Raw genomic sequence first — 17,006 nt, 5'->3', positions numbered from 1 at the left:
GGTTCCGTTAATACGGATTCAGTAGGTTCGGCTACGGGTTTGAGTTCCGGTTAAAAAACGGGTTCCGGGTCAGGAGTTGTTTCCGGTTCGTGTCACACCCAAACCACTATCCAACATCCCAAACAATTATCAAAGGGTAGAAAATCTGCTGGTGGTGAGGTAGATATGACAAGTCCCGTTTCATTCAAGAGCGGTAGGAAGGAAAACTTTCATGTACCATTTTGGAAAGCAGCGGCTCACGGGGAAGGGGGTCGCTGACTTTAATCTCCGTGCGATCGCCTTCAAGGTTGTTTTGATTAAAATTTGACTTGGCGATCGCCGTATTTTTTACCGTTTCCAGGCATATAGAAAATATAGCACCGAAGCACTGGTTTATTGACTGGCTTGCTTCTCGACCCGGAAGCCAAACTCTAACAATATGTTGCAAATGCTCATTTATTTCTCGCTCAAAGAGGTATGATCGCTGTATCAAATTTATTATATAGTTCTTTATACATAAGAATATATCACTACACCCATTCGCCCCCAACCCTCTAAAAAGCTAAAACCATTACAACGCAAGGATTTTCAGCCTTGTACCCTCTTCTATTCCTGATTGACAACTCCGGAGATCGCACCGATCTCCGGCTTTAGAGTGCATAAAAGCATTATTTTGTCAATTGATAATGGGACAGATAATGAACTGCCATACGAGAAAACACGGAGAATATTGAACAACAGTTATACCTGTAAGTGATCTCACGGAGATCCGCAATCCGTTAGATACAAACCTTGATAAGATTTATGGGGGTATTCAGGACATGAGCAAGGTCAGGTTAAGCGATCGCAGCGGTTTTCAGACTCAGCAGAAGTCAAGCTGTAAAAGTTGATCGCCGTGATTTCTATAAACAAGCCGATTAAAAATTTGAGCGAATAGTTTCAAAACACTCAAATTTTTCTCAAAAAAATCGAACAAAATTATTGTAACTAGATTGTTCATTAAGAAGTTTTAGCGGTCGCTTTTAATCGAAAAAATTAACCCGTATTAGCGGACTAATCAAAGCGAGTCAACCCAAAAAAATTGTAATCTTTCCGATAACCCTCTCTGCTTTTTCTAAACTATAAAAATAATGATTTTGAGTAGATTTAGTTTTGGGAAAAAAGCTAAATTCTATCAAGTCATAAAATTCTGAACGGCTTAAACCTCAGCCGCAGCAGTAAAAACAATCCCTATTTGTTAATCCTCCGAAATACTTTTGGAGGAGATACAACCTTGAATCTATTCTGCCGAATTAATTTAAAATGATGTATTCTACTCTCGTCAAGCGCCAAGCCTCCTACTCTATTACTTCTCAACTCACTCAACAAAATCCGGAACCTTTCAAAAATGATCTAGAAACCTATTCTTGTGATTCCAAAAGCACGGCAAAAACTAACATTATTGTTATTATTGATTCCCAAGTCGAAGACTGTGAAAAGCTACTCAAAGGGGTAGTGCCGGGAACAGAGGTCATACTCCTCAATTCTACCGAAGATGGGGTAAAACAGATTACAGAGGCACTCCGTAAATATACGGATATCTCTGAAATTCAGATCATTTCTCACGGTTCACCCGGTTGCTTACAACTCGGTAACACACAACTGAGTCTTGATACCCTTGACCTGTACGCCAACCCTCTGCAAAGCTGGTCTGTAGACAGCTTATTACTCTACGGTTGTAACGTCGCCGCCGGAGACGCCGGGATAGAATTTATTGAAAAACTGCATAAAATTACGGGAGCAAAAATAGCCGCATCGGTCAATAAAATCGGTCATTTTGCTTTGGGAGGAGACTGGAATTTAGAAGTCAAAACCCATGAATTTGATGTATCTTTGGCGCTGAGTTCAGAGGCGATCAAAAACTATAATTTTACCTTTCCCATACCGATCAATGGTCTAAACGTTATCAGAGATAATCCTCAGGATAATAGCGGCGATGTGACCTACATTGCTCCCGATCTTTTGCGAACTGCACCTCCGGGAAAAACCATAGAATATAACTTTCAAGTTGGTGAAGACAATCTTCTCAGGATTGATGGTTTTACCACTTTAGAGGGAGATGAATTTCTAGCCGGAAGTATTCTCAACGACTTCAAATTGAGGCGATCAAATAACGATCAGATTACAACCCCCCGCCAACTTCTGTGGTTTGAGCGAGAAAGCCAAACAGACGATGTACTCAACTTACGTGCGCCTTTACCTGAAATTCCAGCCGGTTCAACTGAGGAATTAATGGAAATTGCCTTATTTGATGACGTCATCAACCGAGGTACGGATAATATTTTTGCCAATACATCAGGCGCAGTCGATCAAAACATCAATAACATTGAGCGAGTTGATTATATCGCCACCAATGGGTTAACCGCATCTGACGAAGTAGCAGATTTAAATGAGGTTGGTTTTCTCATCTTAGAACGAGGAGGAAACGATGCCTTTAAAATCGCGCCGATTTTAGAGCTAGACAGTGAAGGAGTTCCCAGTCAGTTTGGGGAATTACTAACTATTACAGAAGGTGATTGGGGTCGGGATAACAACTTAATACTCAATACCTCTGTCTTGCGATCGGATGACTATCCAAATAACAGTTTACAACGCCGAAATAATGTTGATGGTCAACCGATAGGCGGTGTCTATATCAGTTTTGCCGATCTCGGTATTGTACCCGGTCAGACCTTTAATGGATATGCGCTGTTTGCCACTGATGTTGATGAAAGCTTTGACTTAACAGATTTTGAAAACTTTCCCGACAACACACCCGAACAACCCGATGGAGGTCTGGACTTAATTGCAGGTGGAGTTGTTTTCAGTAGAACTTTAATTTCAATTGGTGATGCCAGAGTCAATGAAGGTGAGCAAGCCACATTTACAGTTAGCGTACAAAGACCTGTTATCGATCCGGTAACAGTTGAGTATACAATTATCGAGGGAACAGCAACAAACCCCGAAGACTATACAGCCACAGCATTAACGGGAACAGTTACCATTCCGGTCGGAGAAACCGAAGTTACCATCACCGTTGATACACTCCCAGACGACCTCGAAGAAGATGAGGAAACCTTTACCGTTAGCCTTTCTAATCCCAGCCGAGGTTTAATTGGAGATGCAGAAGGAATTGGTACAATTATCGACGTACCGCCGATCGCAACGGTGAGCGGAACCGTTTTTACTGATACCGATGGCGAAGATGATCTGGACCCAGAAGAACCGTTATTGGCGGGTATTACGGTTAATTTAGTCGATGGTAACGGTAACGTCGTTAATACCGTCGAAACCGGTGCTGATGGAGTCTACCAATTTAACAATGTTCCTCCGGGAAATTATATCGTTCAAGTCGATACCAACGACGCCGATCTTCCCGAAAATGCAGCATTGGGAACCGCAAACGATGTAGCCATTAATGTTGCACCGAATCAACCTTTAAATGGTGTTAACTTTGGGTTTGATATCGTTCCTCCAAATAATCCCCCCGTTGCCAATCCCGACACCGTAGAAACTCCGAATGGTAATCAAATCAGCTTCAATATTACAACCAACGATAACGATCCCGATCCCGGTGATAATATTAACCCGGCAAGCGTAGACCTCGATCCAGATACCGACGGACAACAAACAACCCGGATAATTCCCGGAGAAGGAACCTATACCGTAGACAACACAGGCGAACTTACCTTTACTCCCGAAGGCGAGTTTAGTGGAACATCAACCATCAACTACACCGTCAACGATAACAACGGAACCCCATCCAATCCCGCAGCCATTACCGTTATCGTTAATCCCCCCGTTAACCAACCGCCAGATGCAGTTGATGACAACAGAACAACCCCATTCCAAACCCCGATTACAATTAACGTATTGGGGAACGATAGCGACCCCGAAGGTAATCCGTTAACCATCGCCGATATCCAACAACAGACCGACAATGGCGGTACCGTCAGAATTGTAAACGGTCAGTTAGAGTATACACCCGCTGCGGGTTTTAGGGGAAACGATACCTTTACCTATACCATTAGCGACGGCTCCCTAACCGATACCGCCACCGTTACCGTAACAGTTGAGCAACCTGCAAACACCAATCCGAATGCGGTTGATGACGAACGCACAACTCCTCTAAATACCTCCGTTCCGGTCAACGTTCTCGCCAATGATACCGACGCGGAAAATGATCCGTTAACCATTGCAGACTTCGATCAAACGTCAGCCAACGGGGGAACCATTGCGCGTTCAGAGGATGGTCAGTTAATATATACACCCCGTCAGGGATTTGTGGGGACTGACACCTTTACCTATACAATTAACGATGGTAGAGGCGGTACCGACATTGCAACTGTCACCATCAACGTTAGCGATGAAGCACCCAATGCCGTCAACGACACGGCAACAACAGCAGTCAATACAGAAGTTAGTATCAACGTACTCGGCAATGATAGCGACCCGGACAACGATCCGTTAGAAATTACGAATTTCGATCAAACCTCAGCCAACGGGGGAAGCATTGCGCGATCGGATGATGGTCAGTTAATTTATACACCGCCGGCGGGTTTTACCGGAAACGATACCTTTACTTACACCATTAGCGACGGCGCCGAAAGCGATACCGCCACCGTTACCGTTACCGTTCAACCGACTGCAAACACCAATCCCGATGCGGTTGATGATACCCGCACAACCCGTTCTAATACAGCAATTACAATCAACGTTCTCACCAATGACACCGACCCCGAAAATAATCCGTTAGAAATTAGCGGTTTTGATACAACATCAGCGTCGGGGGGAACCATTGCAGCTTCTCAAAGCGGTCAAGCCTTAGTTTATACACCGGCTTCGGGTTTTACCGGAACAGATACCTTTACCTACACCATTGATGATGGTAACGGGGGAACCGATACGGCGACAGTCACCATTAACGTTGAAAGCGACCAAGCCTTGATCGCCGCCAATGACTTCGCCACCACCGACCAAAACACCAATGTCACCATCAATGTTCTCGCCAATGACGTTGACCCGGAAAACCAACCGTTAGCAATTACTAGCTTTGACGAAAATTCAGCCAACGGGGGAACCATTACTCGCTCTGGAAATGGTGAAGCGTTAGTTTATACACCGGCTCAGGGTTTTTCAGGAACAGATACCTTTACCTACGCAGCCACAGACGGGACAAATACCGATAGCGCCACCGTTAGCGTTACCGTTAACCCCTCAACCAACACCGAACCCGCAGCCATTGATGACGAGCGGCGGACTGACCCCAACACCTCCGTCACCGTCAACGTTCTCACCAATGATACTGACCCCGATGGCGATCCGTTAAATATTGAGAGTTTTGATGAAATCACCGCCAACAGGGGAACGGTGGCTCTTTCTGAAGATAATCAGGGATTAGTTTATACACCGGCTCAGGGTTTTGTGGGAACGGACTCGTTTACATACACCATTAACGATGGTCAAGGCGGGACTGATATTGCCATTGTCACCATTAACGTGATCGATGAACAACAGCGACCAGAAGCCGTTGACGACAGTGCAACCACCGAACGGGATACCAATGTTAGTATCAACGTTCTGACCAACGACGTTGACCCCGATGGTGATCCGTTAACTATCGAGAATTTTGATGAAATCTCCGCCAACGGAGGAACTGTTACCGCTTCTCAAGACGGTCAATCCTTAGTTTATACCCCCGTTGCCGGTTTTATCGGAATTGACACCTTTACCTATCAGGTGAGCGACGGAACAAATACCGATATCGCAACAGTTACCGTTACCGTTGAACCCGCCAACCCAGACAACCAACCGCCTACAGCCACCGACGAAAACGTTAACACACCCTTTGCAACGGCTGTTACCTTTAATCTGGTCGATAACCTTAGCGATCCCGATGGAAACCTCGATATCAACACCATAGACCTTGATCCAACAACCCCCGAAATTAATCGTCAGGTCACATTACCTCAGGGAACATTAACCGTAAATAATCAAGGTCAAGTTACCTTTACACCCGTTGGCGGTTTTAGCGGAGTTGTCAGCGCTCCTTACACGGTAGCCGATGACTTGGGAGCCACTTCAGAACCGGCTAATATTTCGATTACAGTTAATCCCGACTCCAACCAACCCCCCACAGCCGAGGATGTTGAAACTTCGTCCATTCTCAACAGTAGCGCTCCCATTCCTCTACCCTTGTCTACGGGGAACTTTAGCGATCCTGACGGTATCGTAGAACTGATTAACTTTTCACTACCCAACCCCGGACAAGGTACGCTGTTGCTCGATGGCGTGGCGGTAACTGACCCCATTCGGGTTCAACGGTTAACCCCAGATCAACTTGATAACCTCAGCTTCCGACCCAATTCTCAATTTGCGGGGAATGCCACCTTTACTTATAACGTCACCGATTCGGACGGCGCCAACTCCAATGTTGCCAATATCACCATCCCGGTGATTGCGGTTTCCGTTCCCACCAACCCGGTCGGCGGCGGCGACCCCAGTCAACCCTCACCCAACTTACCCCCCCAAGCTGAAGATGAAACAGCCAATATTCCCAATGACGGAAGCCGTTTTCCTCTCCCGCCGTTGACCGCAGTTGACCCCGATGGTGAGGTGACTTCGTACACCATCACCCAATTACCTCCCAACGGGACTCTATTCCTCAATGGCGAACAAGTCACCAGTTTGGACCAAGTTCAGCGTCTGACCCCCTCTCAAGCCGGACAACTCACCTTTGAACCCGATCCGAATTTTACCGGTGATGTTAGCTTCACTTATACCGCCACCGATAATGACGGAGCCGTTTCTAATGAGGCTATTGTTCGACTCACCGTAGCAGATGACAGTTCAATTCCTCGGGAGGAACCCATAGATGATGGCGGTTGTGGCTGTCCTCCCTTACCGGAGTTTGGCGCCGTTCCTTTACCCGAACCTTTAAATTTGACTCCCAATGCCTTTAATCCTTTCGGTCCGGTTATCGGTAGCGGTATCATCGCCGCTTCGGTTGGAAATGACACTGTAATTGTCTCGGGTGGAAATAGTACCGTTGAAGCCTTTGAGGGCGATGATAGGCTTGTTGGTGGTCCTGGTGATGACAGACTGTTTGGATATGATGGCAACGATTCTCTGTTGGGAGCAGACGGTATGGACACCCTGATCGGCAGTAACGGCACGACCGACTTGACCGCCGCCGCTAACTTGGAGAACAATGACTTTGTTTATGGTCATCAAAGTAATGATTTAATGCAAGGTGGCCCCGGTTCGGACATGATGTATGGGGGTAAGCAAGACGACTTCACCTATACCGGTAAAGGGAACGATATGGCTTTCGGCGATGAAGGCAATGACACCCTCTACGGCGATGAAGGCAATGATACCTTGATTGGCGATACTGCTGATGAAAACGACGTCGAAGCCGATCGCGGTTTGAGTGGTATGATTGATTTCATGTGGGGCGGCGCCGGTGATGACTCCATGAATGGCGGTCGCAGTAATGATACTCTCAGCGGTGGGGTTGGAAATGATACCGTTCGCGGCGGGAAGGAAGATGATCTCGTCTACGGTGAAGCCGGTTCGGACCTAATTTACGGGGATTTGGGCAGTGACCACCTCTGCGGGAATGAGGGCAATGATACGATTTATGGTGATATTAACGACAATCAAACCATCAGTACCGTTCCCGGACGGGATACGATCAGTGGCGGTAGCGGTGATGATGTGTTGTTTGGGAATGAAGACCAAGATCGCCTCTGCGGGGGAACCGAGAATGATACCCTTTATGGTGGGTTAGGAGAAGATACTTTAGGTGGTGAACGGGGCGATGATTGGTTATTTGGCGATCAAGGAAATGATTTGATTTCCGGTGGAAGTGGTAGCGATCACTTTGTTGTGTTCTCCGGTAGCGGTACGGACACGATCCTAGATTTCCAACTCGGTACTGATTTTATCGCTTTGGGTGGCGGTTTAACGTTTGATGTTTTAACTGTGTCTCAAAGCGGAACTTCCACCGTTATCAGTGTTGACGGTCAACAGTTGGCTATTCTCAATGATATACAGGCGACTGCTTTGACCGAAACTAGCTTTACTGTTTTTACCGGCTAACTTACATCCTAACAGAGCGCGATCGCAATCATTAATATTTGTGCGATTGGATTTCTTCTGATTCAACTCAAATTTTGAGGGAAAGAAATCCGACCGCTTTTTTTTCATATAAAATCATTCAATGTTGGGAAAGATAATCATCCTATTACTGCTATCTATTGGGTTTTTTTCCTCAACCCAAACTACACCTCGACCTTTCCAAACTTTTATGATATAGCGAAAAATATAGCAAAATACATATCCGACTCCGGCTTCTTTTTACCACGAACGAGTCAATTTGTCCACAGTTCAGATGACAATATACTAACTGTCATAGGAGGAAACTCGGAGAGCGACGAAAAAAAGCTATATATCAATTAAGTAATCTCACTGAAATACTCAGTGAACGAGATACAAAGCTTGGTGAAAATCAGGGTGGGTACATAACCAAGCTCAAATGACAACATAAAACAAGTGTTCTATTAAATTAGAACCTTGATTTTAGAAAGGCATCTAAACTCTAAAAGAAACAAGAGGCTCGAAGTTTGAACACAGACCTCTACAATCTTTGCAACGTTTGAACCCTTAAAAATTGATAAGAGTTAAGGGTTTCTGGGTCATCTTGATTCTTAAAAATCAATAACAAGAGGCTAGATTTGTGTGTAATTTTGCCTCAAGTTAAGATTGAGTATTCAGAGAAAATCCTTTCACAGATTTCTCAAAAACTAGCGATTTTCTAGATTATTTAGCTCAAGTCAATGGAGTGATTTGAAGTAATATCATGTCCGAACAATGAATAATTATTCTGTAGGGGCGGGTTCGACAATATCTGTAACTACTACTCAAAGATTGAGATAAACCCGCCCAACCCCATAACAGAATTACGGACATCATGTTACTTCTAGTCTAGAAAATAGGCTGAATTTATGCTACAAAGCAACAAATTGATCGGGAACAATCAACCTCATTAGAGGTTACTTTTCTAAGTGCAAAAAGTTAATCCTCCTAACGTTTTCGGGAGGATCTACCGTCTTGAACGTAATTTTTCTAAATTGACAAAAATGACGCATTCTACTCCAGTCACTACCCCAACTTTCTACTCTACTCTTTCCCAACTCACCCAACAAAATCCGGACAATTTTCAAAACAATTCAAAAAATTATTCGCCCGTTGCAATGAACCCAACAAAAACTGAGATTCTGGTTGTTATTGATGGTCAGGTCGAAGAAACAGAAAAGCTGTTAGAAGGCGTTGTAACCGGAACAAAAGCAATAGTTATTGACCCGAATAAAGACGGGGTTGAACAGATTACAAAAGCGATCACAGAAAATAGCAATATTTCCGAAATTCAGATCATTTCTCACGGTTCACCCGGCTGTTTACAACTGGGGAATAGCGAACTGAGTCTTGAGACGTTAAACCGCTACGCCAACTCCCTACAAACTTGGTCTGTAAGCAGTTTATTGCTCTACGGTTGTAACGTTGCCGCAGGAGACGCCGGGGTTGAATTTATAGAAAAACTCGGTAAAATTACCGGAGCAAAAATAGCCGCTTCAGCCAATAAAATCGGTTATTCGGCTTTGGGAGGAGACTGGAATTTAGAAGTAAAAACCGAAGAATTTGAAGTATCTTTAGCTCTGACTTCCGACGCGATCGCCAACTACAACTTTACCTTCCCTCGCCCCATTGAAATCAAATTAAGCGATAATGATCAGGGTGATAATGGGAATACAATTGCCAATCCAGCCTCGCCAGAGACAATTGTAGCTCCAGACGGAAATGGAAGAACAGTTACTTATAACTTTGGGCTGGGTAAGAACACAGAAATAGACTCATTTTTAGACCCGAGAGATAATCAAGAATATACATTTGTTGAACGGGGAATCCAAGAGTTTAAATTAAGACGGGATGACAACCAGCAAGCCAAAGGTAATCGAGAAATCATTTGGTATCAAAAAGCCGATGGTAGTAACAATACAACGATTAATTTAGCCCCGGATATTGCTCTGGCTAGCGGAGATCAAGATCCGATGGAAGTCGCTTTATTTGACGACTTAATTAACCGGGGTACAGATAATATTTTCACTAACAACGGCAATCGCCAACTGAATAACAACAACATTGAGCGAGTTGACTACATTAACCGAGATGGTTTACCAGTTCCCCAAGCCGATCTAGATGGTATTGGTTTTGTCATCATGGAACGGGGAGGAAATGATCAAGTTCAAATCGCAGCCATTACCGCACTTGATGAAAATGGTAATCCAAGTGAGTTTGGAGAATTAATCACTGTTCAAAACAATGATTGGGGTAAATCTGAGATTGAATATAATATTGCAGTTTTGCGCCGAGATCCAGGCGAAAATGAGATCGCCCTCACAACCCCAGAAAGACAAGTCATCGCAGGCATTTTTGTCAGCTATGAAGACTTATTGGGGGAGAATTCTGTCGGTGATAAATTCTTCGGCTATGCTTTATTTCCAACAGATATTGATCCACAGAGAGCAAAGGAAGACCCAAACTATTTGGTTAATTGGAGGGAGTTTCCCGACGATACCCAAGAAAATGACGGTGGGCTAGACTTAGTAGGAGGAGGTTTTCTTTATCAACGGACTAATCTCAACTTTCGTCCCGTTGCTGTAGATGATACTGCTACAACACCGGTAAATACATCAGTTCCAATTGCCGTTTTAAGCAATGATTCTGATGCCAACTTTGAGGATGTAATAAGTATCGTTGAAAATAGTATTACAACTCCTGCTAACGGTACTGTCAGCATTGGGGAGAATGGTTCTATCATCTATACACCCAATCAAGGGTTTACTGGTGAGGATACCTTTGAATACACCATTACTGATGGTCAGGATACAGATACCGCAACAGTTACGGTAACAGTTGAACCTCCTGAAAATACCAACCCTGACGCGGTTGATGATACTCTGATCACTGGTTTCAATACACCCGTTACTATTAACGTTCTCGGTAACGATACCGACCCGGAAAACGACCCGTTAAGCATTACAACTTTTGAGCAAAATTCCGCTAATGGGGGAACCGTTGCACGTTCGGAAAATGGTCAGTTAATTTATACCCCTGCGGCGAATTTCACTGGAACAGATACCTTTGAATACACCATTACTGATGGTCAGGATACAGATACCGCAACAGTTACGGTAACAGTTGACACCCGTCCAAATACCAATCCCGACGCGGTTGATGATACTCTGATCACTGGTTTCAATACACCCGTTACTATTAACGTTCTCGGTAACGATACCGACCCGGAAAACGACCCGTTAACCATTACAACTTTTGAGCAAAATTCCGCCAACGGGGGAACCGTTGCACGTTCGGAAAATGGTCAGTTAATTTATACCCCTGCGGCGAATTTCACTGGAACAGATACCTTTGAATACACCATTACTGATGGTCAGGATACAGATACCGCAACAGTTACGGTAACAGTTGACACCCGTCCAAATACCAATCCCGACGCGGTTGATGATACTCTGATCACTGGTTTCAATACACCCGTTACTATTAACGTTCTCGGTAACGATACCGACCCGGAAAACGACCCGTTAACCATTACAACTTTTGAGCAAAATTCCGCCAACGGGGGAACCGTTGCACGTTCGGAAAATGGTCAGTTAATTTATACCCCTGCGGCGAATTTCACCGGAACAGATACCTTTGAATACACCATTAATGATGGGAATGAGGGAACCGATACCGCAACAGTTACCGTAACAGTTGACACCCGTCCAAATACCAATCCCGACGCGGTTGATGATACTCTGATCACTGGTTTCAATACACCCGTTACTATTAACGTTCTCGGTAACGATACCGACCCGGAAAACGACCCGTTAAGCATTACAACTTTTGACCAAAATTCCGCCAACGGGGGAACCGTTGCACGTTCGGAAAATGGTCAGTTAATTTATACCCCTGCGGCGAATTTCACTGGAACAGATACCTTTGAATACACCATTAATGATGGCAATGGGGGAACCGATACCGCAACAGTTACGGTAACAGTTGACACCCGTCCAAATACCAATCCCGACGCGGTTGATGATACTCTGATCACTGGTTTCAATACACCCGTTACTATTAACGTTCTCGGTAACGATACCGACCCGGAAAACGACCCGTTAAGCATTACAACTTTTGACCAAAATTCCGCTAATGGGGGAACCGTTGCACGTTCGGAAAATGGTCAGTTAATTTATACCCCGGCTGAGAATTTCACTGGAACAGATACCTTTACTTACACGGTAAATGATGGGAATGGGGGAACCGATACCGCAACAGTTACCGTAACAGTTGACACCCGTCCAAATACAAACCCCGACGCGGTTGATGATACTCTGATCACTGGTTTCAATACACCCGTCACTATTAACGTTCTCGGTAACGATACCGACCCGGAAAACGACCCGTTAAACATTACAACTTTTGACCAAAATTCCGCTAATGGGGGAACCGTTGCACGTTCGGAAAATGGTCAGTTAATTTATACCCCGGCTGAGAATTTCACTGGAACAGATACCTTTACCTACACCATTAATGATGGCAATGGGGGAACCGATACCGCAACAGTTACGGTAACAGTTGACACCCGTCCAAATACCAATCCCGACGCGGTTGATGATACTCTGATCACTGGTTTCAATACACCCGTTACTATTAACGTTCTCGGTAACGATACCGACCCGGAAAACGACCCGTTAAGCATTACAACTTTTGACCAAAATTCCGCTAATGGGGGAACCGTTGCACGTTCGGAAAATGGTCAGTTAATTTATACCCCGGCTGAGAATTTCACTGGAACAGATACCTTTACCTACACCATTAATGATGGCAATGGGGGAACCGATACCGCAACAGTTACCGTAACAGTTGAACCTCCTGCAAATACTAACCCTGACGCAGTTGACGACGAGCGCTCAATTCGTTCTAATACAGCAATTATTATCAACGTTGTTGGTAACGATAGCGACCCGGAAAACGACCCGTTAAATATTACAACTTTTGACCAAAATTCGGCTAACGGTGGAACGATAACTCGTTCAGCAAGCGGTCGAGCGTTAGTCTATACACCTGCGGCGAATTTCACCGGAACAGATAGCTTTATCTACACTGTAGATGATGGTAAAGGGGGAACCGATACCGCAACAGTTACCATTAACGTTGAAAGCGATCAAACCTTGCTCGCCGCCAATGACACCGCCACCACCGACCAAAATACCAATGTTACAATCAACGTTTTAGCTAATGACATTGACCCGGAAAATGATCCGTTAGAGATTAACACCTTTGACGAAAATTCGGCCAATGGCGGAACAATTTCTCGCTCAGAAAATGGTGAAGCATTAGTTTATACACCCGCTCCCGGCTTCTCGGGAACAGATACCTTTACCTACGAGGCGACAGACGGGACAAATACCGATATCGCGACCGTAACAGTTACCGTTAACCCCGCAACCAACACCGAACCCTCAGCCATTGATGACCAGCGTCGGACTGAGGTCAATACAGCAGTTACCGTCAACGTTCTCACCAACGATACCGACCCGGAAAACGACCCGTTAACCATTGAAAATTTTGATGCAACCTCAGCCAACGGGGGTATTATCGAGCCTTCCGAGGAGGGTCAGGCGTTAGTTTATACACCCCCTCAGGAGTTTGTGGGAACGGACACCTTTACCTACACCATTAATGATGGTCAGGGGGGAACCGATACGGCGACAGTTACTATTAACGTTACCGACTCTCAACTCAAACCCGAAGCGGTTGACGACCGAGCCACGACCCAACAGAATACAGAAGTTAGTATCAATGTTGTGGCTAATGACATTGACCCGGAAAACGATCCGTTAAATATTAATTCCTTCGATCAAACTTCCGCCAACGGAGGAACTGTTGCGGCTTCTGAAGACGGTCAATCTTTAGTTTATACCCCCGCTTCCGGTTTTATCGGTGTTGATACCTTTGTCTATCAAATTACCGATGGAACAAATACCGATATCGCCACCGTTACCGTTAGCGTTGAAGCCGCCGACGGGGAGGAAAACCAACCCCCCACAGCCACCGACGAAAACGTTAACACACCCTTTCAAACTCCTGTTACCTTTAATCTGAGTGATAATGTTAGTGATCCGGATGGAAACATAGACCTGAGTACAATAGACTTCGATCCGGCAACCCCAGAAATTAATCGTCAGCTAACATTATCTCAGGGAACATTAACCGTAAATAATCAAGGTCAAGTTACCTTTACACCCGTTGGCGGTTTTACCGGAGTTGTCAACATTCCTTACACCGTAGCCGATGACTTGGGAGAAACTTCACAACCGGCCAATATTTCCATTACCGTTAACCCCGACTCCAACCAACCCCCCACAGCCGAGAACGTTGAAAATACATCCATTCTCAACAATAGCGCTCCCATTCCTTTACCCTTGTCTGCGGCGAACTTTGGGGACTCCGACGGGACCGTAGAACGGATTAACTTTACCTTACCCGACCCCGGACAAGGTACACTGTTGCTCGATGGTGTGGCGGTAACAGACCCCGTTCGGGTTCAACGGTTAACCCCAGACCAACTCGATAACCTCAGCTTCCGACCCAATTCTCAATTTGTCGGGAACGTCACCTTTACTTACACCGTGACAGACGATGATGGCGCCAATTCTAACGCGGCTAATATTACCATTCCCGTTAGCGCCTTCACCGTTCCCACCGTTCCCCCAACTCCCTCTATTCCGTCAATTCCCTCTGAACTTTTTGAACCTCCGGCTAATTTACCGCCTGTCGTCGAAGATCAAAGCAAGACCGTTCCCAATGACGGAAATCGTTTTCCGGTCCCCCCGTTAAAAGGGAATGACCGAGATGGTAACATTAAACACTACACCATCACCGAATTACCCCCGAATGGTACTCTGTTCCTCAATGACGAAGAAATCACCAGCTTGGAACGAGTTCGGCGCCTAACCCCCTCTCAAGCCGAACAACTCTCCTTTAAACCCAATCCGAATTTTACAGGAGAAATTCGCTTTTCTTACACCGCCACCGATGATGACGACACGGTTTCTAACGTGGGGATTGTACGCCTGACGGTGGAAGATGACGGTTCAGTTCCTCGGGGTGAACCCATTGATGATGGCGGTTGTGACTGTCCTCCTTTACCCGAGTTTGGTACTGTTGCGCTACCCGAACGTTTAAATTTGACTCCGAGTGCGTTTAATGCCTTCGATAACGTTATTGATGGCAGTGATAACGCTGATGATATCCTAGCCGGTTCGCTCGGTAGTGATGTGCTGTTTACCCTTGGGGGAGATGACCGCATTGAAGCTTTTGACGGCGACGATACGATGTATGGGGGTGTTGGTAATGATCTTCAATTTGGCAACCAGGGTAACGATTTTATCCTCGGAGGAGACGGTCGGGACACCCTGATCGGTACTGAAGGCAATAACGGCTTTGAAGCGTCGGCTAATATTGAGGATGATGATACCCTTCACGGTCACGGCAATGATGATTTAATGCAAGGTGGCCCCGGTGCTGACCTGATCTATAGCGGCAAGCAAGATGATTTCGCCTTCGGGGGCAAAAACGATGATATGATTTTCGGAGATCAGGGTAATGACACCCTGCACGGCGATCAGGGCAATGATACTCTCGTTGGCGATACCGTTGATGAAAGCGAGATCGAATCTGAACGCGGTCTGAGTGGGATGATTGATTTGGTCTGGGGGGGTGCCGGTGATGACTTTATCAATGGCGGTCGCAGTAATGATACCCTCAGCGGTGGTGTTGGAAATGATACCGTTCGCGGCGGGAAGGAAGATGATCTCGTCTACGGTGAAGCTGGAAATGACCTGATGTACGGGGATTTTGGCAATGACAAACTCTGCGGGAATGAGGGCAACGATACCGTTTATGGTGATATTAATGACAGCGAAACTCTCAGTACAGTCCCCGGACGTGATAGTATCTGTGGCGGTAGCGGTAATGATATCCTGTTTGGAAATGAAGACCAAGATCGCCTCTGCGGGGGAACGGATAATGATACCCTTTATGGTGGGTTAGCTGAGGATACCTTAGCCGGCGAACAGGGTGATGATTGGTTGTTTGGCGATCAAGGTGATGACTTGATTTCTGGCGGAAGTGGTAGCGATCGCTTTATACTGTTCTCGGGTAGCGGTACGGACACGATCCAAGATTTCCAAGTCGGTACTGATTTAATTGCTTTGGGTGGCGGTTTAAGTTTTGATGCGTTAACTCTGTCTCAAACTGGAACTTCCACTGTTATCAGTCTCGACGGTCAACAGTTGGCTATTCTCAATGATATACAGGCAACTGCAATAACATCAGATAGCTTTACGGCTTTTGTCGGCTAATCTGTTATTCTAACAAAGTGCGATCGCCTGCATTCTACGCGATCGCGCTTTGTCATCTTCTCGACTGTAATTTATACAAGTTAACCCCAAACTTTAACCTAATTTTGCCTAGAGTTTCCCAGTTAAGAAGTTTACGGTAATTTCATCGGATTTATCACTTTTTTTATTGAAATTGATAACAAACTTTATAATAAACTTTCAATCCGTCTCCGATGCCTCTCTACCACAAACGGGTTATTTTGTCTATGGAGATAATGACAGTTTAAGAAGTGCCATAGAAAAAAACTTAGATAGCCGCGAAGAAAGGTTATACCTGTAAGTGTTCTCTGTGCGATCCTCACGATATTTAACAAAAGCTTAGTTACTGAGGGTGTTTAAACAAAAAGCTGAAGTGATAACATAGAAACGGTTTTCGAGATCACTACCAGCAAAACTCTAGAAAAGCATCTGAAATCTTCACAGCAAACAAGAGGCTTGAAGCTTCATCGGATATGTAAGCGAAATCTCCAAAGTTTCAAC

At 45.3% G+C, this 17,006-nt stretch carries 3 protein-coding genes; 2 read left to right on the top strand and 1 reads right to left on the bottom strand.

The features are described 5' to 3' along the window. Positions 1-184: 184 nt before the first annotated feature. Complete coding sequence (locus ACL6C3_RS07725) at positions 185-427, bottom strand: hypothetical protein (protein WP_413166583.1); 243 nt, start codon at positions 425-427, stop codon at positions 185-187. A gap of 854 nt (positions 428-1,281) precedes the next feature. Between ACL6C3_RS07725 and ACL6C3_RS07720 the strand changes: the two genes are divergently transcribed. After that, positions 1,282-8,100: an Ig-like domain-containing protein gene (locus tag ACL6C3_RS07720; protein ID WP_413166582.1), complete on the top strand. Its 6,819-nt coding sequence runs from the start codon at positions 1,282-1,284 to the stop codon at positions 8,098-8,100. 1,154 nt (positions 8,101-9,254) lie between these two features. After that, complete coding sequence (locus tag ACL6C3_RS07715; protein ID WP_413166581.1) at positions 9,255-16,487, top strand: Ig-like domain-containing protein; 7,233 nt, start codon at positions 9,255-9,257, stop codon at positions 16,485-16,487. The last annotated feature ends 519 nt before the right edge of the window (positions 16,488-17,006 follow it).

It is taken from the genome of Capilliphycus salinus ALCB114379 (assembly GCF_047276495.1).
GTDB classification, from domain to species: Bacteria; Cyanobacteriota; Cyanobacteriia; order Cyanobacteriales; family Microcoleaceae; genus Capilliphycus; species Capilliphycus salinus.
Note: the sequence above shows the minus strand (reverse complement) of the source record. Positions and strands in the feature narration are given on the sequence as shown.

Coding starts and splice junctions, on each gene's coding strand:
- ACL6C3_RS07720 (WP_413166582.1), top strand. CDS start 1,282: ATGATGTATTCTACTCTCGTCAAGCGCCAAGCCTCCTACTCTATTACT.
- ACL6C3_RS07715 (WP_413166581.1), top strand. CDS start 9,255: ATGAACCCAACAAAAACTGAGATTCTGGTTGTTATTGATGGTCAGGTC.